The following is a 24,764-nucleotide window of genomic DNA, read 5'->3' as shown; positions in this document are numbered from 1 at the left end:
GGTCGCTGACTGAGGTGTCGGGGTGCCAGGTGATCCGGTCCGACGCGGAGCGTGGTTGCTCGGTGGGTCGGCCGGGCGAAAGAGAACGGCGGCGCTACTGGCTCGCGCGGCGCGGTTCGAAAAATAAATGCGTAATTGATCGAAACTGTTTTCCTGAACCGCTTTGCTGACGGTGAACGCTAGGGAGGGTGGTGACCTTCGTCAACCCTCAAGGCGCGACTTTTTCTCCCAGCCCAGGGCGCCTAACGGGCGGCAGACGCTACGAAAAAAGTTTCGGTGTTAATGTGCTGCCCACGAGGAATACTCAGCCCGAATCGTCATAGGGGGAACCATGGCATCCGTTTCCAACCGAGTGACACTGGCGCAGATCGCCCGGCAGGCCGGCGTCTCGGTGGCCACCGTCTCCAAGGTCATCAACGGGCGCCCCGACGTGGCCCAGCAGACCCGCGACCTGGTCATGGATCTGATGCGCCAGCACAACTACGGCGGCTACCGTGACGATCTGCGCGCGCATCCCACCGTGGAACTGTTCTTCGGCTTCGAGCGGCTCAGCATCTACCACACCGAGATCATCCAGAGCGTGGTGGACGCCGGGGCCCGTGAGGGCGTGGCAGTGGTGGTCAGCAGACGTGGCGACGTCGACCCGGCGGCCGACCCTGCCGCCTGGGCCCGTGGCCTGGCCGCTGCCGGTCGCCGCGCGGTCATCACGGTGACGGCGAACACCTTGTCGCCCCCGATCCTCGAAGCCCTGAACCGGGTTCGGATGCCGGTGGTGCTGCTCGACCCGGAGTCGTTGCCCGACGGCTCGATCGTCAGCGTCGGTGCGACCAACTTCGCCGGCGGTCACACCGCCGCCACACATCTGCTCTCCCTCGGCCATCGCCGGATCGCCTTCCTCGGCGGCACCGAGCACGCCTGGTCCAACCAGGCCCGACTGCACGGGTTTCGCAGTGCGATGGAGGCGGCCGGCGCGCCGGTGCCGGGCGAACTGGTCCGTCACGCCGGCACTTTCCACGCGGCGGAGGGCGTCGAGCACGGCGGACGGCTGCTGGCCGTGGATCCCGCGCCGACCGCGGTGTTCGCCGCCTCGGACGAACTGGCCGCCGGGCTCATCGAAGCAGCTCGGCGGCGAGGCTTGCGGGTGCCCGACGACCTCAGCGTCGTCGGCTTCGACAACACCCCGCTGGCCAAGGTGATCTCACCCGCGCTGACCACGATCCACGGCCCCGTCCCCGAGATGGGGGCCGTCGCGCTGCGCACCGCCCTGCGGCTGGCCGCCGCGGAGGACATCGACTCCCACCACGTCGAACTGGCCACGAGACTGGTGATCCGGGACTCGACGCGACAGGTGCGCGCGACGACCGATGTGGGTGAAGGCAATTAGCCGGCCGACGGGGATGGAGGCGATGGCCACGGCCGCTCCGTACGACCTCACCATCGACTGCGGCGGCGACCGGTTCCCGGTCTCCGGAAGCTGTCCGCGGCTGTCGTGGAAGCCGCCGACGGGCACCACGGCCTCGACCGGCCACGAGCTGGAGATCCACATCGACGGCCGGCCCACCCAAACCGCCACCGCCGGCGGTCGGTTGTACGTCGACTGGCCTTCTGAACCCCTGCACAGCGGCGAGCGCGTACGGTGGCGCGTGCGCACCCGCGCGGACATGCAGGTCTCCGAGTGGAGCGCCTGGCACGACTTCGAGGCCGGGCTGCTCGACGAGGACTGGACGGCGCACTGGATCACTCCCGCGGACGATCCGCAGGCCGCCCACCGCCCACCCGGCACCCGGCCCGCGCACGTCCTGTGTGCCACCTTCACCACCACCGAGACGGTCCGCGCGCGCCTCTACTCGACGGCTCTCGGTGTGTACGAGGCGTTCGTCAACGGCGAGCGCGCGGGAACCGCCGAACTCGCGCCGGGCTCGACGTCGTACGACCGTACCCTGTACGCCCAGGCCGCCGACGTCACCGACGCCGTCCGCCCCGGCACCAACACCATTGAGGTCGTGCTGTCCGACGGCTGGTACCGCGGCCGGGTCGGCGCCTTCCGCAAGCCGGCCGGCTGGGGTGAACTGCTGGCCGCGCGGCTGGAGTTGCATCTGGAGCACGCCGACGGGACGCGTCAGGTCGTACGCTCCGACGAGCGCTGGACCTCCGCCCCGGGCCGCATCACCCGGGCCGATCTGATGGACGGTCAGGTCACCGACTTCACGCTCCCGTACGGGCCCGGGCGGCCGGTACTCGTGGACGCCGTCACCGCACCCCGGATCGACTGGTCCCCGGCCCCGCCCGTGCGCCGCATCGAGGACCGCCCAGTCGTCTCGCTCACCCGACTGCCGGACGGCGCCTGGATCGCCGACTTCGGCCAGAACGCCTCCGGCTGGATCGTCCTCACCGACCTCGGCCCGGCCGGTACCCGCACGGTGATCGACCACGGCGAACACCTCGACCCCGTGACCGGCGACCTGACCACCTCCCACCTCGACATCCAGCGGCCGGGCGATCCGGTGACCGTCTTCGTCCAGCACGACGAAGCCGTCTCCTCCGGCGCCGCGGGCGAGGTCTTCGAGCCCCGTCACACCGTGCACGGTTTCCGTTACGCCCGCTTGAAGCGCGGGGAGGTGCCGCTGGACTCGTCGAGCCTTGCCATGCGGGTGGTCCACACCGACCTGCGTCCGACCGGCAGCTTCGCCTGCTCCCACCAGGACCTCAACCGTCTGCACGAGGTCGCACGCTGGAGCTTCAGAGGCAACGCCGTCGACGTGCCCACCGACTGCCCCACCCGCGAGCGCATCGGCTGGACCGGCGACTACCAGGTCTTTCTCCCGAGCGCCACGCGTCTCTACGACGTGTCCGGGTTCAGCCGCAAGTGGCTGCGTTCGGTCCGCGACGACCAGCTGGACGACGGGCGTATCGCCAATTTCTCCCCGGACGGACGGCGCATCAAGCTCCGCGGCGATCAGCGGCTGGACTTGATGACGGGCTCCGCCGGCTGGGGCGACGCCATCGTGCTGGTGCCGTGGGAGCTGTACGAGACGTACGGCGACCGCCGGGTCCTCGACGAGAACTGGGACGCGATGGTCCGCTGGGTCGAGTGGGCGCTGACCACCGCCCGCACCGCCCGCCACCCTTCCCGGGTGGCCCGCTCGGCTGAGCCTCTGCCGCACGAGGAGTTCATCTGGGACGGCTCCTTCCACTGGGGTGAGTGGTGCGAGCCCAAGCCCCGCGCCGCGGACGGCTCGCTCATCGAACCGGAGGACGACGAGCCCGAGGCCTGGATGAAGACCGACAAGGGCGAGGTCGGCACCGCGTTCCTGTACCGCTCGACCAGCACCCTCGCCAGGATCGCCCGGGTTCTGGGCCGCGAGACCGACGCCGTCCGCTACACCCGGCTGGCGGAGCGGATCATGGAAGCCTGGCGGACGGAGTTCCTCGACGGCAGTGGCCGTACCACCGTCGACACCCAGGCGAGTTACGTCCGCGCCCTCGCCTACGGCCTGGCGCCCGACAAGCTGCGCGACGCCGTGGCCGCGCGGCTGGCCGCGCTCATCGAGGCGGCCGGCACGCATCTGGGCACCGGTTTCCTCTCCACCGCCCACCTGCTGCCCGTCCTCGCCGACACCGGTCACGCCGACCTCGCCTACCGGGTGCTCCTCCAGCGCACCTCACCGTCGTGGCTCGCCATGCTGGACCGCGGTGCCACCACGGTCTGGGAGGACTGGGACGGCGTCGACGAGAGTGGTGTCGCCCACGACTCCCTCAACCACTACAGCAAGGGCGCTGTCATCGGCTTCCTGCACACCCACACCCTCGGACTGCGGCAGGCCGGGAACTCGGTGGCCTGGGAGCGCTTCGTCGTCGCGCCCGTACCCCATGCGTCGGTCGACTGGGCGCGCGGCACGTTCGAGAGCCCGCGCGGCACCATCTCGGTGGAATGGCGCACCGAGGGCGACGAACTGCACGTCACCGTCGACGTCCCGCCGACTTCCACCGCCACCGTCATCCTTCCCGACAGTGCCGAAACGCCGTTGGGGCCGGGGCAGACCACGATACGAAAACGCGTCGGCGTGCGGTGAACGTGGCGGGACCGGCGTCGGGCGTGCTGCCGGCCCGGCAACGCGGCCCTGAGCGTGGCGGCGGCCGCCGGTCGCGGTGATCCGGAGGTGCCGGCGGGAGCACCGGCCCACAGGTCCTGCCCCGCGCCGTCGTCCACGGCGCCACGCTCATCCTCTTCCCGGTTCTTCGGTTCCTGACGGACGACCGCTTGCGGATCGAGGACACACCTACGGTTGTACGACGGGACGTGACAGGCGTTGCCGCGCCTCGCGCCGCCCGCGCTGCTCGGCCGGGTCCGCGACCGGCGCCGCGAGCAACAGCTTCTGGGTGTAGGGGTGTTCGGGGCTCGTGGTGACCGCGCCCGCCGGCCCGGTCTCGACGATGTCACCCCGGTGGATCACGCTCACGCGGTGGCTGACGTGCCGGATGACCGCGAGGTCGTGCGAGATGAACAGGTAGGCGACGCCGGTGCGGCGCTGGATGTCGATCAGGAGATCGAGGACGCGGGCCTGGGTGGTGAGGTCGAGGGCGGAGACGGGCTCGTCGCACACGATGAGCCGGGGGGCGGGTGCCAGTGCGCGGGCGATCGCGATGCGCTGCCGCTGACCACCGCTGAACTCCCGTGGCAGCCGTTGCGACGCGTCCTTCGGCAACCCCACCTGGTCGAGCAGTTCGGCGACCCGGCGCCGGGCCTCGGCTGCCGTGCTGCCGTGGACGACCAGGGGCTCGCCGAGGATGTCACCGATGGTGAGAGCCGGGTTGAGGGAGGAGTACGGGTCCTGGAAGACGACCTGGATGTCGCGGGCGAGGGCGCGGCGTTTCTTGCGTCCGGCGTGGGTGATGTCGTGGCCCCGGAAGCAGACGGTGCCGTCGCTGGGCGTGACGAGGCCGAGCACGGACCGGCCGATGGTCGTTTTCCCGGAGCCGGACTCGCCGACGACGCCGAGGGTCTCGCCCTGGTCCACGGTGAGTGACACGCCGTGCAGAACCTCGTGGGGGCGGGCCCGGAAGCCTCGTCCGGGGTAGGTGATGCGCAGGTCGCTGACCTCCAGCAGGGTGGTCATCGGGTCTCCGTTTCGAGAACGTCCGCGGCGGCGGCCGGAGGGTCGGTGCGCAGCACCGTCTCGTCGAGGATCGAGTCCAGGAGCCCCCGCGTGTACGGGTGCCGGGGCGCGGCGAACAGTTCCTCCGTCCCGCCGGTCTCGACGACCGTGCCCTCTCGCATGACGGCAACGCGGCCGCAGATGTCCGCGACCACGCCGAAGTTGTGCGTGACGAGGAGTACGGCCATGTCGAGCTCCTTCTGCAGGTCGCGCAGCAGGTCGAGGATCTCCGCCTGGACGGTGACGTCGAGGGCGGTGGTCGGTTCGTCGGCGATGAGCAGCAGGGGACGGCTGGCGACGGCGCCCGCGATGAGGACGCGCTGTGCCATCCCGCCGGAGATCTGGTGCGGGTAGGAGCGGAAGGTGCGCTCGGGGTCGGGGATGCCGACCCTGGCGAGGAGGGCGACGACCCGCTCGCGTGCGTCGGCCCTGGACATGGGCGTCGCCGCGCGCACGCCCTCGACGAGCTGGGCGCCCACCGTGCAGGACGGGTCCAGGTTGGACATGGGTTCCTGGGGGACGTAGGCGACGGAAGTCCCGCGTACCGTCCGCAGTTCGCGCTCGCTCAGGCCGAGCAGCTCCCGGCCGTCGAGCCGGATCGAACCGCGGGTGACGACGGCCTCCGCCGGCAGTACGCCCAGTGCGGCGAACGCGGTCTGTGTCTTGCCGGAGCCGGACTCGCCGACCAGGCCGAGGGTCTCCCCGGCCGCCACGGTGAGCGTGACACCGCTGACGACCTCCTTGAGCTCGCCGGTGGGCGTCGGGTAGGCGATCGCCAGGTCGTCGATGGTGAGCAGGGCGGACGTGGTGTCCTCGGGGGCGCCGGGTGGCCGGTACGCGGTGGCGGTGACGATGCTGGCCGGTTTGGGACGCCCGCCCTCCAGGGCGTCCCGCAGCGCGTTCCCGAGGAGGACGAGGGAGGCGGTGATGAGCCCGAGCGTGATGCTCGGCCAGAGGAACTGCAGCGGCTCCTCGTACAGGTTGGTGAAGCCCTCGGAGATCATCGCGCCGAAGCTCGGCACCGTGCTGGAGCCCACGCCCAGGAAGGCCAGACCCGACTGGACGGCGATCGAGGAACCCGCGAGGAACGCCGTGGCGATGATCACGGGCCCGCGTACCACGGTGAGCACATGGCGGCGCAGGATGCGCCGGTCGGGGAGGCCCGAGACGCGGGCGGCGTCCACGTACAGCTCGTTCTTCACGCCGAGGACGAGATTGCGGACGAGCCGGTAGATGCCCGGGGAGAGCAGCACACCGAAGACGACCATGGTGGCCCGGTAGTCGCCCTTGGTCACCGGCATCAGGATGATGAGCAGAAGCAGCCCGGGAAACGTCATGATCAGGCTGAACAGCCACTCGGTGACTCCGCGTACCCGCCGCCCGAAGTACCCCCCGATCAGCCCGGACGTGATCCCGATCGTGAGGGCGACGCTCGCGCCGATGAGCGCCGACACGGTGCTGGTGTCGATGGAGTACAGGAGTCTGGCGAAGATGTCACGGCCGCTCTTGTCCCCGCCGAGCAGGTAACCGTGCTCACCGGGGCCGGCGTTGACAGCGTCCAGGTTCGCCTGGTTGGCGCCGTGCTCGGTGAGGACGGGGGCGAACAGGCCGAGCAGGACGATGACGACGAGCAGGCTCGCGCTCCCGACGGCCTGGGGGTCGCCGAGCAGGCGCCGCAGGGTCGACCGGCGGCGCGTGTTCGTGTTCGCGGTGGTCAACTGGTCGTCCTCGCCTTCGGGTTGAGCCAGCCATTGAGGAGGTCGACCACGAGGTTGACGACCACGACGAGGAGCACGCCGAAGAGGCTGATGCCCATGATGATCGGCACGTCGCCCTGCAGGGAGGCGTTGAACGCGTACTGGCCGAAGCCCGGCAGCGCGAAGATCTGCTCGATGATCAGGGCCCCGCCCAGCATCTGGATGAACTCCAGGGACAGCACGGTGAGGGCCGGAACGGCGGCGTTGCGCAGGGCATGCCGCAGGACGATGGAGCGGGTCGGGATGCCCCGGGTGCGCAGGGTGCGCACGTAGTCCTTGCGCAGCTCGCCGATCATGGCGCCGCGGATCTGCGAGGTGAGACTGGCGATCCCGCCCATCATCAGGGCGACCACGGGGATGGCGATGGAACTCGCCCAGCGGGTCGGGCTCTCGCTGAAGTCCGTGTAGCCGGTGGCCGGGAAGACATGCAGCTTGATGGCGAACACGTAGACCATCGCGATGGCGACCAGCAGGCTGGGGACGAGGTAGCCGGTCATCGCGGCGCCCTGCGCGAACCGGTCGACGGCGCCGCCGCGCGCGGCGGCGGCCACGCCGAGCGCCACGCTGATGAGCGAGGTGGCGAGCAGCGCGACGACGACGATCGACAGGGTGACGCCGAGCCGGGCGGTGATGGCGGAGCGGACCGGCTCGCTGGTGAAGTAGGAGGTGCCGAGGTCGCCCCGAACGGCGTGCGCGAGCCAGTCGGCGTACTGGACGGCCACCGGCCGGTCGAGGCCCATCAGAGCCTTCTGGGCGGCGATCTGCCGGTGGGTGGCACCGTTGCCGAGAACACTGCTCGCGACGCCGTCGAAGGACGTGCTGAGCAGCAGGAACGTGATCATGGTCACCAGGACCGCGAGCACGAGGCCCGCGGTCAGGCGACGCAGCACATAGAGCGTCATGGTGCTTGCTCACCCACCGGCTTGCGACGGGCCGGCCACGCCGAACTGGCGGATGGTGGCCATCGTCGAGGAGCCGTCGCCGAGGTAGGCGATGCCCTTCTTGGTGGCCCAGTCGGTGCCGATGTAGAAGACGGGCGCCAGCCAGGCGTTCTCGACGCCGAACTGGTTGATCTCCTGGTAGATCCGGGCGGACTTCGCCGGGTCGAGTTCCTTGGACGCCTGGTCGAGGAGGGCGGTCAGCTTCGGATCGGTGGAGTGGAAGACGTTGCGGAAGCCGCCCGGGGTGTAGAAGCTGCGCGTCATGATCGCGTCGGAGGCGAGGCCCTCCACCAGCAGGAACATCGGGTACTTTCCGGACGCGACCGCGGTGGTCGTCTGCTGCGCGGGAACCGGCTCCCAGGTCACCTTGATGCCGATGTCACCGAGCGCCTGGGTGAAGATCGGCTCGAAGCTCTTGGTGAAGACGAGGCTCGGCATGGTGACGGAGAAGCCCTTCGGGTAGCCGGCCTCGGCGAGGAGCTTCTTCGCCCCGGCGACGTCGAAGGGATACGCCTTGTCGAGCGCCGCGTCGTAGGCCCCGCCCTTGGGGTTGAACAGTTGGTCGGTGGCCTTGCCCGAGCCCTGCAGTATCTGCTGGACGATCTTCTGCCGGTCGAAGGCCATGTTGATGGCCTTGCGGACGCGCAGGTCGCCCAGTGGCTTCAGCTTGCTGCCGGTGCGGTCGCCGAGGACGAGGTAGGCGCCCGCGGTCGCTTCCACATGGGTGATCTGGAACCCGGCCGCCTTGAGCGCGGACACCTGCGAGGGGTCGATGGTGCCTGAGTTGGTCTGGCCCGCCTTGAGGGCGTTGGCCGACGCGGTGGGGTCGGTGATCACGCGGATCTTGACCGTCTTGAAGGGGAACGCCTTCTTGTCCCAGTAGTCGTTCCGCCGGTTGAGGACGTAGACGGAGCCGTTGACCGTTGCCTTCGTGTCGAGGGTGTACGGGCCGGAGCCGACCGGGTTCAGGGCGGTGGACTTGTTCGCCATCGTCTTCGGGTCGCCGATCACGCCGGGGGCCGTCGACAGCGAGAGGAGCAGTGAGGCGTCGGGCCGCTTGAGCCTGATGACCACCGTGGAGGCGTCGGGGGTTTCGACGGAGGAGACGGCGGCCAGCGAGAGCTGGCTCTGGCCGGGTGTCGAGCGGATCCGGTCCAGGGTGGCCTTCACCGCGTTCGCGTCCACCGGGTCGCCCGAGCTGAACTTCATGCCCTGACGGATCCTCAGCGTCAGCGTGCGGCCGTCCTTCGAGTACGACCAGCTCTGCGCCGCGCCGGGGTGCAACTCGCCCTTGTTGTCCTGGAGCAGCAGCGTGTCGAAGATCGAGTCCCAGACGTAGGTCTGCTGACCCTCGATGAGCTGGGCGGGGTCGAACGAGTTGGGGGTGCCGAGGATGGACAGCGCGAGGGTCTGGTCGGTGCCGGAGTTCGAGGTCGCGGCCGGGGTGCTGTCGCACGCCGCCGTGGCCGTCGCCAGCAGGGCGGCGGCCGCGGCGGTGGCCAGGGCCTGCGAGCGCTGCCGTGGCCTGGGGCGGGAATGCGAGAAGCGGATGCGCATGGGTGGATTCCTTCGTCCTGGAACCTGGTGAGCCGAGGCGGTCGTCGGTAGGTCGGTGCGGTCAGGCACGGGTGCACGCATGGGTCGATGCACGTGTGGGGTCGTGCGGCGGAGCCCTGGGCGATGCAGGCGTGTGGTGGTGTGCGGGGCCATCGCAGCGGTCGCGGATCCGTCGCTGTGCCTCGCCATCCGAACAGTTACCACGTGGTCGAATTTCACTCGGAAGGTAAGCCTCGCCGCGATGCGCGGGAAGGGTGGAGGTCGCGTTCGTAATCAGAGCGTTATCTGACGTGAAATCGCCGTGTCCCGACTCTTGCGCTCGCGGTGATCACGGCTCAGACTCCGGGCAGGCTTGAAAATTTAAGCCTTGGAAGGTTTTTGGCATCGTGACGTCGGGGCTCGAGAGGAGGAGGCGCACTGTGGCTCAGGCCAGGGCCCGCGGCCCGTACACCAAGACCCCGGCCAGGCGGGCGGAGATCGTCCGGGCGGCGCGCGCGAGCTTCGCGGAACACGGGTTCACGAAGGCCTCGTTGCGGGACATCGCCGAGCGGGCCGGGATCACCCATGCCGGGCTGCTGCATCACTTCCGCAACAAGGACGACCTGCTCGCCGCCGTACTCGCCGAGCGAGACACCGAGGAGCGTCGGTACGCCGAGTCGAAGGTCCCGGACATGGACCACCTCGCGCCGTACCTCGGCGACATGCTGCGCCACCATCAGAAGGCCCCCGAGCTGATGCGGCTGTGGATCGAGCTCGCGGTGGCCGCCTCGCGTCCCGAGCACCCCGCGCACGGGTACTTCGTGCATCGCTACGCCTGGGGGAACGACCAGTTCACACGAGGCATGCGCGGCAAGGAACGGCGCGGAGAACTCCACGAGGCGCTCGCCCCCGAACGCGCCGCCACCCTGTTGCAGGCCGTGCTCAACGGCCTGCAGTTGCAATGGCTGCTCGACCAGGACCTCGACATCGTCGGCCCGGTCCGGGCCTTCATGAGCATGATTTTCCCGCAGGTCGCAGCACCAGAGGACGAAGAATGAGACCTGGCACCCTCGCCGTCCAGCTGTACAGCGTGATCGAGGCTCTGCAGACCGACCGCCGCGGCACTCTCGCCCGCCTCGCCGCGCTCGGCTTCCGCCACGTCGAGCCGTTCGCGCTCGGTCTGTGGAGCACACCTCCCGGCGAACTGGCGGCCTCCGCCCATGCGTTGCGCGCGGACCTGGACGCGGCCGGCCTCGGTGTCAGTTCCGTGCACGTCGCCGTCTCGGCCGACAGCCAGGCGTCAGTGATCGAGACCTGCCGGATCCTGGGCACGGACACCGCCTTCGTGCCGGTTCCCTGGCTCGTCGACGGCTTCGACGAGCGGTCACTGGAGAGCCGTGACGGAGTACGCGCCTTCGCCGGCCGTCTCAACGAGGCGGCGCGGGAACTGGCCGGCGCGGGTATCCGGCTCGGGTACCACAACCACCACTTCGAGTGGGCCCGGCTGCCGGGCGGCGCCCCCGCCTTCGACGTGCTGTGGGATCTGCTCGACGCGGAGGTCCTCGCCGAGGTCGACGTCTACTGGGCCGCCGTGGCCGGCCAGGACCCGGCCGACGTCGTCGAACGCCTTGGCGAACGCGTCGTGGCCGTCCACCTCAAAGACGGGCCGGCCGTACGGGAAGCACCGCAGACACCCATCGGTACCGGAGACATCGACATCCCGGGTGCGTTGCGCGCCGGAGCCCACCTGCGGTGGCACATCACGGAGATCGACCAGACGGAAGCCGACCGCTTCGAACTGCTCGCGGCCAACCGGCAAGCCCTTCTGGCGGGCGGCCTGACCATCCCCTGACACTCCCGAGCCGCCGGCGTCCCACGGCAGGGAACCGCGCGGTGGGCGACGGAACACGTCGGGGGAGCGGGACCGGTTCGGGCCGTGCCGGGGGTACGGCGTCTGCCGCGGCATCGGACCGCGCCGACGAGGTCACCGCGCCACAGCCGGTCCGCCACCACCCCGTTTGCGCGCCGTCCGGACCGACGTCCCGGACGGCCGCGGGCTGCGGGCGGACCAGTCGGACCGCGCAGTCGCGGAAGACGCCTGAGAGGAGAGCGCCGGTGGAGTGTCCCAGCAGCTGTGGCAGAAGCCCGGATGATCAGTGCGACGAATCTGTTCAGGGGGTCGCTGGGCACGAGGATGGCGCTCCAGATGTAACCCGCGGCCACCGGCGCGATGAACTCGGGGAGAAAGCGGAACGGTTGGAAGACCCCGCCGGGGAGCGCGGGTGCGACGGTGAGCGGCTTCTCCGGTGCGTCGGGCCGGGCGCGGGAACACGCGCACACGGCGACATGGCCCATCACCGCAGCCGTCGGTGACAGCGGGCGAGGCCGTGCCGCGCGTCCGGGTCGGCCGTCGCCCCATTGGTGTGTCATGTCTTCGGTAGCCAGGGGGCCAGGGCGCTGTCGACCTCCCCGGCCACGGTGTCCTTGTCGATCCGTTCGCCGAGCACGGAGCGCCGGAAGAACAGGGGGCCGACGATCCGGGCCATGAGCTGCCGGGCGTGTGACTGGACGCCGGGACGGAGTTCGCCGCGGCGGGTGGCAGCGGTGAGGGCGTCCGTGAAGTGCTGGTCGACGCGGCCGAACACGTCCTCGCGGATGCGCCGTGCCTTCTCGTCGCGTTCGGCTCGTTCGAAGACGGCGGTCATGATGGACAGGGAGGCCGGCTGGTTGAGCCAGCTGGTCTGCTGCTGCAACTGGTCCGTCAGCTGGTCGCGCACTGGGCTGTCGTCGAAGGTGAGCAGGGGGCGGGCGCTGTCGGCGAGCGCGTCCATGAGCAGGCTGTGCCGGTCGGGCCAGTGGCGGTAGACGGTGGCGCGGCCGATTCCGGCGCGGCGGGCGACGGTGGCGTGGGTGACGTTCTCGGGGCCGCCTTCGACGAGGAGTTCGGTGGCGGCGGCCAGGGCGGCGGCGCGGCTGCGCAGGGCGCGGGGGTCGTCGTTGGTCCGGGGCATCGGAACACCTCTCTCGCACAATCTGTGAGACGGTTTGACTCACACTCTTCTTCGATACATACTGTCTCACAGGTGGCCGGGTGATCACCCGGCCACCGTCAGCCGCAGGTCCGCCAGCGGGCCTGCCGCAGGGTCAGAGGAGACGGCTCATGCCCATGAACGAGAACGTCATCACTCTCCACTTCGCCGACCGTGCCGCCGCGTTCCGGGCGCTCAACGGCCTGAAGGACCTCGGCGCCGAGAACGCGCAGGTTCGTTCCGCCGTACTGATCGAGTGCCTGGAGAACGGCTCGGTTCGCGTCACCGGGGACACGGACGGCGCGGTGGAGCCTTACGCGGCGTCCGTGGCCCGCGTCGCACGGATCCCGCTCGAAGGCGCGGTCGCAGTCGTCCTCGTCGAGGTCCGGGAAGAGGGCACCGACACCATCGACATGCTGGCCCTGTGGTACGGCGCGGTCCTGGAGCGCCTCCCGGCCGGCTCCGGGTACGGGGGGCTGCATGTGGTGGAAGGCGGCGTCGCGGACGCCGGGGAGGAGGAGGGGACGGCCCGGTCCGGGGGCGAGCCACCGGAAACCGTGTGGGAGTCCCCGGCCGCGGTCGCGACGTTCCGGCGGACGACCGCCGCATAGCCGGGCCACGGAGCCGGCACGCACGGCGCGGCCTCCTGCCGCCCGTGACGCGGGCTCACCTTCACGGCTTTCATCCGGCCGTACCCTCGGTCGCCGCCGAGCTTCCGGGGCATGGCCGCGGCCCGCCGCCCTCCCTGTGGCCGGCGCGGACGGGGGTGTGTGACCCGCGACGGCTCCGAGAGACGGGCGTGTGACGACCGCCCCGACGGCTGTGGCTGCGACGCGGACGCGCACCAGGCAAGCGGCGCCTGCGGTCGGCGCCGTCGGTGAACCGGCCTGCGCATACCGCTCCGGCGAGACGGGCGAGGGCGGGGGACGGTGCGGCGGCACCGGTGGACGCCTGGTGCGCGGCGCGCTGTCCGAGCGGCGTGTGGCCACCGGGGGTGGGTGGGTCCGGCTCCACTGCCCGGGGCGAGGGGGCGGAGGCCGGTGTGCGGTTCGACGGCTGACGGCGTGGACCGTGCGGGCGGTTCACGCCTGCGGCAACCAGGGGGCGAGCGCGGCGTCGACCAGACTGACCACCAGGTCCTTCTCGAGTCGTTCGCCGTGCAGGAAGCGGTGAAAGAGCAGCGGCCCGACCATGCGGGCGATGAGATCCTTGGCGTGCTCCTGGACGCCGGGGCGCAGTTCACCACGTGCGGCGCCGGCGGCCAGTGCCCGGGTGAAGTCTTCTTCGGCCGTGCCGAAGATCTCCTCGCGGATGCGCCGCGCGTCCTTGTCCCGCTCGGCCCGCTGGATGATCGTGGCGATGACCGACACGGCACTTGGCTGGTTCAGCCGATCGGCCATCTGCTCCAGTTGGGCGACCAGTTGGTCGCGGACGGGGCTGTCGTCGAAGGCCAGCATGGGGCGGACGTCGTTGGCGAGTGCGTCGATGAGGAGAGCCTGCTGCTCGGGCCAGTGGCGGTAGACGGTGGCGCGGCCGATTCCGGCGCGGCGGGCGACGGCGGCGTGGGTGACGTTCTCGGGGCCGCCTTCGACGAGGAGTTCGGTGGCGGCGGCCAGGGCGGCGGCGCGGCTGCGCAGGGCGCGGGGGTCGTCGTTGGTCCGGGGCATCGGAACACCTCTCTCGCGGCTCTTGTGAGACGTATTGACCCATAATCAATCTTCGATACATATCGTCTCACAGGTGAGGGTGAAAAGTCCCGTCGAGGCCAGTCCCATACCTGTTCAGCGGTCCGTACGGGCCCGTGGGGCGGCCGTCGACCGAGAGCGAGCCCATGTCCGTGAACGGTGACGCGGTCCCCCTGCCTCTCGATGGCCGTGGTGCCACCCTGGCGGAACGCCTCGACGGTGGCACGTCGCGTGTCACCGCGGTACGGATGCCGTCCTGACGTGCCGTGGAGCGTGGCCCGTGGCCTGCGCGCCGAGTAGGCGACCCGTGGACGTGCTGTCGGGCGGGTTGGGGGGCCGCCGGCGATGTGGAGCAGGGTGGGGCGCGGCGAAGAATGATCCGGGCAGTCCGGTGGTCGGCCGATCCGGGTGCCTGCTGGTGAGGCGCGGAGCATGGTCATGTCGGCGCTTCTCTCGTCTCCCGCGATGCCGGTCGGTACGGGGAGCGCTGGATGCCGATGGCGTCGCGGAGTGGGTTCTCGATGTCGCCGCGAAGCGCGCTCGGACTCTTGGTCACCCTGTACGGCCCCGGGTCTGTCGCACCCGGCATGTTCTCGTCCAACTCGCGCTCTCCGCCCGGGAAGTGACCGCAGTACTCGCCGTCCACCGAACTTGTGAGACGCATTGACTCACAAACTATCTTCGATACATACTGTCTCACAGATGGTTGGCGAGGTCCGGCGAGGCCGGGCACCGCGGCCGTCCGCCACTGAACACGGCCCCGCGAGGGCCTGCCGACCGAAGGAGAGTCCATGTCCGTGAACGAGAACGCCCTCACCTTGCGCTTCGCCGAGCGCGCCACCGCCTACCAGGCCCTCAGCGACCTGAAGTACCTCAGCCCGGTCACGACGCGGGTCCGCGCCGCCGTCCTGATCGAACGCCTCGAAGACGGCGCCGTGCGCGTCCCCGAGGGGATGGAGACCACGGCCGGGCGCGGCGCCGCGGTCGGCGGGCTGGTCGGCTCGCTGGTCGGCATCCTCGCCGGTCCCCTCGGCGTCCTCATGGGCTGGGGCGTCGGCGCGCTGATCGGCGGAGGTCACGACTACAGGCGGGCCGAGCACGTCAGTACCGCCGTCGACGCCTTCGTCCGCCATGTCCCGCCCGGCGGCACGATCATCCTGGCCGAGGTCGAGGAGAGCGACACCCAGGCACTGGACCTGCTGGCCATGCGCTACGACGCCGTCCTGGAGCGCCGCCCCCTCGACAGTGTGCGCGCCGAACTCAAGGCCATGGAGGAAGCCGCCGAACAGATCCGCAAGGACGAGGCGAAGGCCGGGCGCGAAAGCAAGCGCACCGAGATCGCGCAGAAACTCGGTCGGCGCCCCGGTCGGCGCGAGGAGGGCGACGACACCGCGCCTCAGGGAACGCTCGCCGTGTGAGCACCGGGAGCGCCACGGACGCGGGGCACGGACCGGACCGCGGTTCACCATCCCGAAGTGCCCCGCCGCCCGAGGCGGGCCACCCGACACCCGCCCCGGCCGATCCCACCACCCCGGCCGCCCCGACACCACCGAGACCGCTTCATCCGGCTACCGGCCGCTTCATCCGGCTACCGGCCGCCTCGTCCGGCTACCGGCCGCCTCGTCCGGCGTCGGACGAGAGTACAGGCGCGCGTGCTCTCGCCTCCCTGTCGCCCTGTTTGAGGCACGGCGCCTGTCAGCGGGACCTGGCCGTGCGCCGGACTGCCGCTCGGCATGACCGACACCCACGACGCCCCGACCACTCGCACATGGGATACAGACGCATATCAAGTCAGTCAGGAGAAACCCGAGTTGAGCATCTCCACACAGCAATACGGCCGCACCACCACGGACTTCGCCTTCCCGCACCTTGACGAGCCCGAGCCGTGCCGGCCGGACCCCGCCCCTTCCGTGCACGGCCTGCGGACCGACGGCATGACCATGAGCGGCGAGCGCGTGGGCGGGTGTGCCCGATGACGAAGCGCTTCATGACGACGGGCCTGTCGCGCAGGTCGGTGCTTGCCGCAGCCCTCGGCGGTATCGCCGTCCCGGCCCTGGCCACCCGCCCCGCCACCGCCGCACTGGCCGTGGGCACCGCGGAGTCGTACGTGCCGATCGCCGTCGGCGCCGGCGGCGGTCCGGCCGGGTCGGACCGCGTCCATGTCCTCAAGGTGGGCCCTGACACGGCACACACCGTACTGGTGCTGGTCCCGGGCATGTTCGGGGCCGCGAACGACTTCCGGCTGCTCGCCCGGGACCTGGTCGCGCAGGTGCCCGGCGTGCAGGTCTGGGCGTTCGACCGGCGCGAGGAGAGCCTGGCCGACCGCACCGGATTCACCACGACCGACCCGGCCGCCTACTACCTGGACGGCCACTACCGCTCACTCGATCCCGCCACCTCAGCCTTCGCGGGCCACTGGGGCCTGGCCCGCACCCTCTGCGACCTGCGCGCGGTCGTGCTGGCCGCGGCCGGCGGAGGCCGGCGCCGGGTCGTGCTCGGCGGCCACTCCTGGGGCGCCACCACGGCGATGGCGTATGCCGCCTGGGACTTCGACGGCAGCCCCGGATACGACCAACTGTCCGCCCTCGTCCTCATGGATGGCGGGGTGAGGGGCGCGTTCGCCGGGAACGGGGAGCCGGTGGAGGACTCACCGGAGCAGGTGAGGGAACGGCTGGCCGCCATCGACGGCGGTGCCGTCTTCGACCTGAGCCTGAGCGCCGTCGGGCTCGGCAGCCGGGCCGAGAGCACACAGATCTGGTACCAGCTCGCCGGCTGGTACGCCCACCGCGACCCCGACGGTCCTTCCGTCCTGCAGCCACGGATGCCGGACGCCCTGCGGCCCCCGGTCCCCGTCACCAACGCCGCGCTGCTGGGCGTCCTCGTGGACAGCGGCTTCGGGTGGCCGAACGACATCAGCGTCCACTCCGGGCACCTCGCGGTCAGTGGGGACGTCCGCGGCTGGGTCGACACCGGCATCACCCCCATCAGCCGGGTCGCCACGGCGTACGCGGGCGGCCCCGAGCCGGCGGTGTGGGAGTGGTACTGGCCGGCCCGGCTCTCCGTCGACCTCGACGTCGCCGACGCCTACACGGACACCGACCTGACCCGGTCCCTGGGCCTGCGGCTGTTCCACTCCGGCGGCCTCGACGTCCCTCTCTTCGTCTTCCAGACCAGCTATGCGCAGGGGACGATCGAATCGGCCGCCCGTGAGGTCGTCGCGAGCTCCCGTATCCCGTACGCGGCTTACGAGACGGACAACGGAATGAACCACCTCGACCCGCTGTTCGCCGCGCCGGAACGCAACACCCTCACGACCTCCCTCCCCTCCTTCATCACCGGACTGCGCTGAACTGGGTGCCGGCATCGGCAGAGCCCCGGTGCGGGGGCTCTGCCGATGCCGGCGATGGTCGGTCCGGAGTGGAGGAGGGCCAGTACCCGGCGTTTTCCCCGGGGTAGTGTCTCCTTCCGGTGGCGGGGCGGTAGTGCCGTGCGGCGTGAGCGCGGACTCCTCCGCCGAGAGGGCGAGACCTCAGGCTGATCGCGACTCGATATGCGCCACGAGCATGACCGGTGCGGCCGAGCCGCCGGCGTCGCGCCCATGACCACAGCGGCAAACCTGTCTCGCGGCCCGGGAGGGAAAGGCGTCCCATGTTCCGTGTGGGAGTCGATCCCGGCGCCCGTCGGCAGTTGCGCCGCCGCCCTCGCGGCCGCGAGCAGAACTTCCGAGTCTTCTCCCGGACGCGTCGGCCGCCCCCACCCCGACGCTGCTCGACGGGTTGCGGCTGACGTGCGCGCGGGCGACTGCAGCCGCCGGGTCGGTCCCGCAGACGCGCGCGGAGCAGGGGGTGCGCGGGTTGCGCATCCCGGAGGTGTCAGTTCTCGCGGTTGTCCAGGGGAGAGGCGGCGGCTCTGTCCGGACTCCTTCGCAGGAATCCCGGCCGTGCCGCGCCACCGGGGAGTTGGGCAGGGCGGTCGGCCGCGGCGACCGGCCGGATCACGGGGCGGCCCATGTCGCAGGCACGGGCTCGCCCCGGGTGACGCCGGCTTCGCCGAACGCGTCGACCGCCACCCAGTATTCGGTGCCCGCGTTCAGGGAGCGCAGGTCGAGAGAGGTGCGTTCGTGTACGAGCCAGCTGTGGTACAGCTTCCGGGGATGGCGGCCGTAGCGGACGTTGTAGCCGATGGCGCCGGGTGCGGCGTCCCACTCGACGCTCGCGGAGCGGTCGTCCGTGCGGAGGGCCCGGGCGCGCACGGCAGCCGGAGCCTCGCCTTCGCCCGTCCCGAAGACGCGGACACCGCTGACGGCGAAGGCGCCGTCGAACGGCAGTCGGCCGCTGGTCACCCTGACGAACCGGGTCTCCTGCGGCGCGTCGAGAACGATGAAGGCGTGCGGAGTGTCGGCGCCCGTGCCGCGGGAGTCCAGGACGACGCTCCACTCCCTGCCGTTCTCCGAGATCTCGACGAGGATCTCCGCTGGTTGATGGCTCGGGAAGATGCCCCGCCAGGAATGGCCGATGTCCATTCCGTCCGGAGCGTGAGGAGCGGTGTCCGCCAGTTCGTGGTCCGCCAGGTTGATCTGCACGGCGTGGACGGTCTTCGGCGCGCCGAGGTCGACGGTGAGGGATTCGCCCGGTTCGCGGCCGGCGGCCGCCCACCACGTGCGGACGTTCTCGTCGACGGCGGACACGGGGTCGTGGCCGGGAGCGGAGGACGAGGCGACGGCATCCGCCTTGTAGGAGAGCAGCATCCAGGTGGGGGGCGTCCAGGGGTCGAACGGTCCGTCCGGGACGGTCATGGGGTAGTCGGCGAAGTTCTGGTTGCAGAACAGCACCCCCTCGTCGTCGAAGCCGGCGGGGAAGATTCCCACGCGGCGCTCGAAGACGTCGTTCACCGAGATGCGCATGGTCGCCGCGTGCCACCAGTTTCCGTGCCGGTCCTGGAACGTGCTGCCGTGTCCCGCGCCGGTGATGAACCCGCCCGGCTTGGACGAGAACGGGCTGTCGGGCGAGTAGGTGAAGGGGCCCAGGGGCGCGGAGGCCGTGTAGTACCCGTCCGCATAGGTGTTCAGCTCGGTGCCCGGTGCCGAGTACTGGAGATAGTAGGTTCCCTCACGCTCGGTCATCCAGGCGCCCTCGATGAAGGGGGCGGTGCCGCTGAACTGGGCGATGAGTCTCTCCTGCGCGTTCCGGGGCGGGACGACGACGTAGTCCTCGCCCAACTGCTCCCAGCCGTGGGCGAGTACGTCGGAGCTGATCAGCGGCGACGGCTCGCCGATCGGGCTGAACGAGTCCGAGAGCCGGACTCCGTGGATCGGTGTCTTGTTGTCACATCCCCAGTAGAGATACACCGCCTTGTCGGTGTCCTGGAACAGGTTCGGGTCCCAGAAGGGGAAGGTGCCCGGCGTGACCTCGACGAAGTCGTCGGACAGCGGGTCGACGCTCCGGAAGAAGGGGCAGTTGTCCTCCTTGCGGGAGGCGCTGATGTAGAGCGCTCCGTTCACCTCGCGGACGTCCGGCGCGTAGTCGAGGGCCGGCAGCTTGGACGTCGCACGGTATTCCCACCGCAGTAGGTCCGTCGAGTGCCAGAACCCCGCGGACATCGAGGCGAACATGTAGTAGCGGTCCCGGTACAGCACGATCGAGGGATCCGCTGCCTCCCGGTGCACGCTCCGCCGTGGCTCGCCGAGTTTGACGCCTCTGACGGTGCCGGAGAACTGGATGTCCTGATAGCGGTAGGGAATGTCGAGCGGATTGCAGAAGGTGCGTTCCGAAGCCGTCATTTGGGGTTTCCTCATTCGGGAGTGGGAAGTCGCAGGCAGGCGCTGTGAAGGGTTCGCCGGCCTGGCTGTGGTCCTTGGCCCGGGCTACGGTCCCGACGACCTGCGCACGGACATCGCCCTGGCCGTCCGGGACCTGCCGGAGGACCGGAAAGCCTGATCGGAACAGCGAGGGGCCGTGGCCGGGCGGGCAGGACTCGGCCACATGCCGGAGGGTGCCCTCGGCACCGAACGCCGCCTGAGCCGTGGCCGCGGCGGGGAGGATTCGCCACGGCCGGCTCAACGCCCGCCCCCCATCCGGCGCGTTGTGGTGTAGGTGCCCGCCTTCACGGTCTCGGCCGTGCCGTCGGGAAAGACGATGCGTGCGGTGGTGGCCGGTGGGACCTCGACCGTGACGGTGAGATCGTCGCCGTCCGTCCGCCAGTCGACGGCGATCGTGCCCTGCGGGGACTCGTGGGTGCCCCGGGCCCAGGGCACGGACGGGTGCGGTACGGGCGCGACCTCGAAGGACTCCCAGGCGATCGACCCCGGTGCCTGCCGCAGTCCCAGGACGTGGGTGTGCAGGAAGCGGACGACCGCGCCCTTGCTGTAGTGGTTCAGGGATTCGTGGGCGGTGCCCGTGTCGTCGACGCCCTCCCAGTCCTCCCAGATGGTGGTGGCGCCGTGGTCGAGCATGTACAGCCAGGACGGCGCGGTGCGCTGCAGGAGCAGTTCGTAGGCGACGTCGGCGTGACCATGGTCGGCGAGGACGGGAAGCAGGTCGCCGGTCGCGAGGAAGCCGGTGGAGAGATGGGTGCCGGCGGCGCGGACCAGTTCGACCAGGCGCGTGGCGGCGGCCTCGCGCAGCTCGTCGGGGACGAGCCCGAGGTGCAGCGCGCGCACGTAACCGGCCTGGGTGTCGCCGGTGGTACGTCCGTCGGGGGAGAGGAACTCGGTGCGCCAGGCGTCGCGGACCCGCTCGGCGATCACGGCGTAGCGGGCCGCGTCCTCGGTGCGGCCCAGCACCCGCGCGACACGCGCCAGGGTCGCCGTCGAGCGGTACAGGAAGGCCGTGCCGATCTCGCCCTTGTCGGCCAGGAACCAGGCGACGGGATCGTCCTTGACCGGGTCGACGCGGGTGCCGTCGGCCGCCTTCGCCCTCGGCTCCGTCCACTCGCCCCAGTGGAAGGAGCCGTCCCACAGGTACCGCTCGTGCGGCAGCGGCTCGGCCGAGCGCTCGACGCGGGACTGGTGACGGAGGGTGCGGGCGGTCGTGAGCGCCCACTCCACCCAACGGACCATCGTCTCCCAGTTCTCGGCCAGGACCTCGCGGTCGCCGTACGACTCGTACAGCTCCCACGGGACCGCGACGACGGCGTCTCCCCAGCCGGCGGAGCCGGTCATCATCGCGAACTGGTCGTCGAGGTGGTGTTTGATACGGCGGCCGTCGGGCGAGAAGTTGGCGATCCGGCCGTCGGGCAGCTGGTCGTCGCGCACGGAGCGCAGCCATTTGCGGCTGAAGCCCAGGACGTCGTAGAGGCGCGTGGCGGTGGGGGCGAAGACCTGGTAGTCGCCGGTCCAGGCGAGCCGTTCGCGGGTCGGGCAGTCGGTGGGCACGTCGACGGCGTTGCCGCGGAAGCTCCACTCGGCGATCTCGTGCAGGCGGTCGAGATCGCCGTGACCGCACCCGAAGGTGCCGGTGCGGCGCAGGTCGGTGTGGACGACCCGCATGACGAGGCTCGCCGGGTCGAGCGGGGCGTCTTCGCGGCGGATCCGGGCGTACCGGAAACCGTGCACGGTATGGCGCGGCTCGAACGTCTCGCCACCGCCCGCGGAGACGGCCTCGTCGCGCTGGACGAAGGGGATCGGGGCCTGGCCGGGACGTGCCGAGTCCAGGTGGGCGGTCGTCAGGTCGCCGTCGGGGCCGAGGTGCTCGCCAAGGTCGACGACCGTGCGGGTGCCGGCCGGACCGAGGTCGCCCAGGGCGATCCAGCCGGAGGCGTTCTGGCCGAAGTCGGCGATCCACACGCCCTCTCCGAGCTGTGTCACGGACTGTGCCGGGCGTGACTCGACCACGCGCACCGGCGGCGCCGGCGACCAGCCGACCGCGGGCGCTTCCACCTGGTCGACGAGGACGGGCCGCCCCGCCCCGGGCCGCAGGCGGAAGTCCGTGGCCTGCCCGGCCATGAGATCGGCCCGGGTGATGGCCGACTCCGTACTCGTCCACGTCCCGTCGGTGCGTACGACCTGGCGCGCGCCGTCCTCGTAGATGATGTGCAGTTCGGCGCGTGCGCCGGTCACCGTGCCCCAGCCGGCCGGGAGCCGGAATGCGCCGACCTGACCCCGGTACCAGCCGTCGGACAGCACGATCTCGATGCGGTTGCCGCCCGTCGCGACGGCCGCCGTGACGTCCGAGGCCTGGGCGTGGAGCGTGCGGTCGTAGGAGGTGGATCCTGGGGACAGTTCGGCGGTGCCGGCCCGTTCGCCGTTGACGTACGCCTCGTACACCCCGAGCGCTGTCGCGTACAGCCGTGCCGAGCGCACCCCGGCTCGCGCCTCGAACGGGGTCGACAGGACGTACGCGGGCCGGCTGCCGTAGCCGGGATCACCGGACTCGGCGGGACTGATCCAGCGTGCCTCCCAGTCGGCGGCGAGCAGACCGGCCTCGAAGGCGTGCCACCGCGACCACGGCGAGTCGTGGTCGCCGTCGCCTTCGCCGCCGAGCGCCCGGACCCGCCAGGCCACGCGCTCACCGCTGGCGAGCGGCGCCCACGGCCAGGAGACGAACCGGTGCGCGCCGACGGCGGTGGTCACAGCCGGCAGCGCCTCTCCGTCGACGGTGCACTCCACCTCGTACGCCACCGGGTGTACCGCGTCCGCCGACGGCTTCCACGAGAGTCGGGGCGTGGGCCCCGACACCGGGAAGGTGTCACCTCCGCTGTCGATGACCAGGTCGTACGGTGCGTTGCGCATGCTGTGCCTTCTCGATACTCGGTGGAATGCGACGTTTGCGGGAAGCAGGCCCGGAAGCCGTGCTACCGGACCGCCTTGACCTTGAACTTGACGATGAGGCCGCCGGCCAGCGCCAGGGCAGCGCCGATCAGATAGAGCACGGTGTAGTTCTTCTCGCCGCCCTCGCTGACACCCAGCGTGATGACGAGCGGGGCGATCAGCGGGGCGACGGCGCTGGGGACCTTCTGCGCGAAGGCGACGACGGCGAGGTAACGGCCCGCCTCGGCCAGGTCCGGCAGGACGGCGAACACGATCGCCTGGTCCACGGCGCTGAACAACGCGATCGCGAGTTGCATCAGCACCGCGCCGACGATCAGCTGGGGCAGCGAGTGCGCGAACGCCTCGGTGACGGCGCCGAAGACGAAGATCCCGGAACCGATCAGGGTGAACAGCTTGCGCCGGCCGAGCTTGTCGGAGAGGAAACCGCCTCCGATGGCGCCGCCCGCCGCGGCCACGACGCCGATGGTCCCGATGACCGCCACGATCCCGGCGACGTCCTTGACCGCCATGTCGAGCCGCTGAGCGTAGAAGAACGTACCGAAGGCCGTGTTGAAGTACAGGCCCATGAAGAAGACGAAGCGGCCGAGCCAGTTCCAGCCGAAGTCCGGGGACGTGCGCGGGTTGAAGCCGTAGCTCGCGACGGCGCTCCTCAGTGTCACACCACCGGTGTGCACGAGCGCGCGGGAGTCGCCCTCCGGCTTGAAGACCGGGAACAGCACCACCAGGGCGGCGCCCAGGACGCCCGGCACCAGGAACACCAGGAGGGTGCTGGAGGCCACCCCGTACGCGAGACCGATGCCGATCACCGGTGCGATCTGGGTCATGACGCCGGTCAGCGCCGAGACCCGGCCACGTTGTTCTTCGGGCACCCGGTCGGCCTGGACGTTCTGGATGGCCTGCCCGGCCGTGGCCCAGCCGATCATGCCGATCACCCACGCCAGGCCCAGCAGGAGGACCGACGGCGCGAGCGCGACTCCGACGAGTGCGACGGTGCCGAGCAGAGTGCCGCCGATCATGAAGGGGGTGCGACGGCCGAGACGGGAGCGGGTCCGGTCGCTCCAGAGGCCGATCAGCGGGCTGAGGGCCAGGTAGGCGAACTGGGCGGAACCGGTGACGTACCCGAGCTGTTCCTCGTGCCCGGGCGCCAGGTCGGAGATGCGTACCGCGAGCGAGTAGGAGAGCGGGACCATCAGGGCCAGGGAGCCGCCGAAACTGGCGATCATCAACCAGAGGAGGTAGTCCCGGCCGACCCTCTGCAGCGGCGGTGCCTCGGTCTCGGGCGCGGCCGGCCCCGCGGAGGCGTCCTGCGGTGACGCCTCCGGAGGGGGAACCATCACGCTGACGTCCCGGTCGTCGTGAGGCATGAGGACTCCTTTGTCACATGATGGCGATTGGCGGCCGTGACCGCCGGTGGCGGGGGCGGCCGTGGCCGGGCTGGGCCAGGGGACGAGCTACCACCGCGCTCCGCACCGACGGACCGGACCGGTCGGACCGGCAGGCGGGCAGAGGGAAGTGCGGATGGTCGGGGAGGCGGGCACGTGGAGCGGAGCCCGCTCGGTGCGGCGATCAGGACACCGGCCGTCTCGGGGCCAGGGATCCGGTTGTCGCCGCGGCGGGGGAGCGGTGGTCGGCCGGAGCCCGGCAAGGTGCGGTCGTGCCCGACGTGGCGCTGTCGGCCGTCGACGACTGCGCTGCCGTACCGCCGGAGGTCCTGCGGTCCGGCACTGGGTCACAGCGCCTGGTTCTCGTGGTGTCGGCTGTCGAGGGCCCCGTGGTGTCGGCTCGGGGGGCGATGAGGGACGAGCGGGCGAGCGGCGGACGCGGAGCAGTTGTGCCCCGCGCCACCGGATGCGCGGCCGAGAGCGGCTCGGCCCCGCATCCGACGCCTCGGCG

Annotated in this window: 17 protein-coding genes; 8 read left to right on the top strand and 9 right to left on the bottom strand. The window is 70.9% G+C overall.

What is annotated here, in order from left to right:
• Positions 1-331: 331 nt before the first annotated feature.
• Both ACFY0P_RS29605 and ACFY0P_RS29600 read left to right on the top strand, forming a co-directional pair.
• The gene (locus ACFY0P_RS29605; protein ID WP_388919571.1) at positions 332-1,384 is read left to right on the top strand and encodes a LacI family DNA-binding transcriptional regulator; all 1,053 of its coding nucleotides are present in this window, start codon (positions 332-334) and stop codon (positions 1,382-1,384) included.
• Between the two features lie 22 nt (positions 1,385-1,406).
• Positions 1,407-4,073, top strand: coding sequence for a family 78 glycoside hydrolase catalytic domain (locus ACFY0P_RS29600; protein ID WP_388919568.1), 2,667 nt, complete (start codon positions 1,407-1,409; stop codon positions 4,071-4,073).
• A 207-nt stretch (positions 4,074-4,280) separates the two neighbouring features.
• Here ACFY0P_RS29600 and ACFY0P_RS29595 read toward each other — a convergent pair whose 3' ends face one another.
• Genes ACFY0P_RS29595 through ACFY0P_RS29580 form a run of 4 tightly spaced genes read right to left on the bottom strand, consistent with a single transcriptional unit; the run spans position 4,281 to position 9,411 of the window.
• Positions 4,281-5,117 carry an ATP-binding cassette domain-containing protein gene (locus ACFY0P_RS29595; RefSeq protein ID WP_388919565.1) on the bottom strand — a complete coding sequence of 279 codons (837 nt, stop codon included), beginning with the start codon at positions 5,115-5,117 and terminating at the stop codon, positions 4,281-4,283.
• On the bottom strand, positions 5,114-6,874 hold the full coding sequence (locus tag ACFY0P_RS29590; RefSeq protein WP_388919562.1) for an ATP-binding cassette domain-containing protein: 1,761 nt from the start codon (positions 6,872-6,874) through the stop codon (positions 5,114-5,116). The genes ACFY0P_RS29595 and ACFY0P_RS29590 overlap by 4 nt, the downstream gene beginning before the upstream one ends.
• The gene (locus ACFY0P_RS29585) at positions 6,871-7,815 is read right to left on the bottom strand and encodes an ABC transporter permease (protein WP_388919559.1); all 945 of its coding nucleotides are present in this window, start codon (positions 7,813-7,815) and stop codon (positions 6,871-6,873) included. Before ACFY0P_RS29585 ends, ACFY0P_RS29590 begins: the two co-directional genes overlap by 4 nt.
• A gap of 9 nt (positions 7,816-7,824) precedes the next feature.
• A complete protein-coding gene (locus ACFY0P_RS29580) occupies positions 7,825-9,411 on the bottom strand; it encodes an ABC transporter substrate-binding protein (RefSeq protein WP_388919556.1) in 1,587 nt (528 codons plus the stop codon).
• Positions 9,412-9,830: 419 nt separating this feature from the next.
• Here ACFY0P_RS29580 and ACFY0P_RS29575 point away from each other — a divergent pair, with 419 nt between their 5' ends.
• A complete protein-coding gene (locus tag ACFY0P_RS29575; RefSeq protein ID WP_388919553.1) occupies positions 9,831-10,448 on the top strand; it encodes a TetR/AcrR family transcriptional regulator in 618 nt (205 codons plus the stop codon).
• Positions 10,445-11,242: a sugar phosphate isomerase/epimerase family protein gene (locus ACFY0P_RS29570; RefSeq protein ID WP_388919550.1), complete on the top strand. Its 798-nt coding sequence runs from the start codon at positions 10,445-10,447 to the stop codon at positions 11,240-11,242. Before ACFY0P_RS29575 ends, ACFY0P_RS29570 begins: the two co-directional genes overlap by 4 nt.
• A 574-nt stretch (positions 11,243-11,816) precedes the next feature.
• On the opposite strand, the gene ACFY0P_RS29565 is transcribed toward ACFY0P_RS29570, so the two are convergent.
• A complete protein-coding gene (locus ACFY0P_RS29565) occupies positions 11,817-12,401 on the bottom strand; it encodes a TetR/AcrR family transcriptional regulator (RefSeq protein WP_388919548.1) in 585 nt (194 codons plus the stop codon).
• A 149-nt stretch (positions 12,402-12,550) separates the two neighbouring features.
• Between ACFY0P_RS29565 and ACFY0P_RS29560 the strand changes: the two genes are divergently transcribed.
• On the top strand, positions 12,551-13,030 hold the full coding sequence (locus ACFY0P_RS29560; RefSeq protein ID WP_388919545.1) for a hypothetical protein: 480 nt from the start codon (positions 12,551-12,553) through the stop codon (positions 13,028-13,030).
• A gap of 471 nt (positions 13,031-13,501) precedes the next feature.
• Here the strand turns inward: ACFY0P_RS29560 and ACFY0P_RS29555 are convergent, their stop codons facing one another.
• Positions 13,502-14,086 (bottom strand): TetR/AcrR family transcriptional regulator, encoded by a 585-nt coding sequence (locus ACFY0P_RS29555; protein WP_388919542.1) that lies wholly within the window; start codon positions 14,084-14,086, stop codon positions 13,502-13,504.
• Positions 14,087-14,895: 809 nt separating this feature from the next.
• Between ACFY0P_RS29555 and ACFY0P_RS29550 the strand changes: the two genes are divergently transcribed.
• The 3 genes from ACFY0P_RS29550 to ACFY0P_RS29540 all read left to right on the top strand — a co-directional run bounded on the left by ACFY0P_RS29550 (position 14,896) and on the right by ACFY0P_RS29540 (position 17,453).
• Positions 14,896-15,522 carry a DUF1269 domain-containing protein gene (locus ACFY0P_RS29550; RefSeq protein WP_388919539.1) on the top strand — a complete coding sequence of 209 codons (627 nt, stop codon included), beginning with the start codon at positions 14,896-14,898 and terminating at the stop codon, positions 15,520-15,522.
• Positions 15,523-15,915: 393 nt separating this feature from the next.
• A complete protein-coding gene (locus ACFY0P_RS29545; RefSeq protein ID WP_388919536.1) occupies positions 15,916-16,080 on the top strand; it encodes a hypothetical protein in 165 nt (54 codons plus the stop codon).
• A complete protein-coding gene (locus ACFY0P_RS29540; RefSeq protein ID WP_388919534.1) occupies positions 16,077-17,453 on the top strand; it encodes an alpha/beta hydrolase in 1,377 nt (458 codons plus the stop codon). The genes ACFY0P_RS29545 and ACFY0P_RS29540 overlap by 4 nt, the downstream gene beginning before the upstream one ends.
• Positions 17,454-18,098: 645 nt before the next feature.
• Here ACFY0P_RS29540 and ACFY0P_RS29535 read toward each other — a convergent pair.
• From ACFY0P_RS29535 to ACFY0P_RS29525, 3 genes are all read right to left on the bottom strand, one after another.
• A complete protein-coding gene (locus ACFY0P_RS29535; RefSeq protein WP_388919531.1) occupies positions 18,099-19,883 on the bottom strand; it encodes a family 43 glycosylhydrolase in 1,785 nt (594 codons plus the stop codon).
• A 276-nt stretch (positions 19,884-20,159) separates the two neighbouring features.
• On the bottom strand, positions 20,160-22,832 hold the full coding sequence (locus tag ACFY0P_RS29530; RefSeq protein ID WP_388919528.1) for a family 78 glycoside hydrolase catalytic domain: 2,673 nt from the start codon (positions 22,830-22,832) through the stop codon (positions 20,160-20,162).
• A gap of 62 nt (positions 22,833-22,894) precedes the next feature.
• On the bottom strand, positions 22,895-24,235 hold the full coding sequence (locus ACFY0P_RS29525; RefSeq protein ID WP_388919525.1) for an MFS transporter: 1,341 nt from the start codon (positions 24,233-24,235) through the stop codon (positions 22,895-22,897).
• Positions 24,236-24,764 lie beyond the last annotated feature (529 nt).

Origin of the sequence: Streptomyces sp. NPDC001714 (assembly GCF_042892755.1) — a bacterium.
In the GTDB taxonomy this organism is placed as follows: domain Bacteria; phylum Actinomycetota; class Actinomycetes; order Streptomycetales; family Streptomycetaceae; genus Streptomyces.
The sequence above is the reverse complement of the archived record's forward strand: the minus strand, read 5'-3'. Positions and strand labels throughout refer to the sequence as shown.

What these genes read in the sequence shown, in the direction of transcription:
- ACFY0P_RS29605 (WP_388919571.1), top strand. Translation starts at nt 332, where the DNA reads ATGGCATCCGTTTCCAACCGAGTGACACTGGCGCAGATCGCCCGGCAG.
- ACFY0P_RS29600 (WP_388919568.1), top strand. Translation starts at nt 1,407, where the DNA reads ATGGCCACGGCCGCTCCGTACGACCTCACCATCGACTGCGGCGGCGAC.
- ACFY0P_RS29595 (WP_388919565.1), bottom strand. Translation starts at nt 5,117, where the DNA reads ATGACCACCCTGCTGGAGGTCAGCGACCTGCGCATCACCTACCCCGGA.
- ACFY0P_RS29585 (WP_388919559.1), bottom strand. Translation starts at nt 7,815, where the DNA reads ATGACGCTCTATGTGCTGCGTCGCCTGACCGCGGGCCTCGTGCTCGCG.
- ACFY0P_RS29580 (WP_388919556.1), bottom strand. Translation starts at nt 9,411, where the DNA reads ATGCGCATCCGCTTCTCGCATTCCCGCCCCAGGCCACGGCAGCGCTCG.
- ACFY0P_RS29570 (WP_388919550.1), top strand. Translation starts at nt 10,445, where the DNA reads ATGAGACCTGGCACCCTCGCCGTCCAGCTGTACAGCGTGATCGAGGCT.
- ACFY0P_RS29565 (WP_388919548.1), bottom strand. Translation starts at nt 12,401, where the DNA reads ATGCCCCGGACCAACGACGACCCCCGCGCCCTGCGCAGCCGCGCCGCC.
- ACFY0P_RS29560 (WP_388919545.1), top strand. Translation starts at nt 12,551, where the DNA reads ATGCCCATGAACGAGAACGTCATCACTCTCCACTTCGCCGACCGTGCC.
- ACFY0P_RS29555 (WP_388919542.1), bottom strand. Translation starts at nt 14,086, where the DNA reads ATGCCCCGGACCAACGACGACCCCCGCGCCCTGCGCAGCCGCGCCGCC.
- ACFY0P_RS29550 (WP_388919539.1), top strand. Translation starts at nt 14,896, where the DNA reads ATGTCCGTGAACGAGAACGCCCTCACCTTGCGCTTCGCCGAGCGCGCC.
- ACFY0P_RS29540 (WP_388919534.1), top strand. Translation starts at nt 16,077, where the DNA reads ATGACGAAGCGCTTCATGACGACGGGCCTGTCGCGCAGGTCGGTGCTT.
- ACFY0P_RS29535 (WP_388919531.1), bottom strand. Translation starts at nt 19,883, where the DNA reads ATGACGGCTTCGGAACGCACCTTCTGCAATCCGCTCGACATTCCCTAC.
- ACFY0P_RS29530 (WP_388919528.1), bottom strand. Translation starts at nt 22,832, where the DNA reads ATGCGCAACGCACCGTACGACCTGGTCATCGACAGCGGAGGTGACACC.
- ACFY0P_RS29525 (WP_388919525.1), bottom strand. Translation starts at nt 24,235, where the DNA reads ATGCCTCACGACGACCGGGACGTCAGCGTGATGGTTCCCCCTCCGGAG.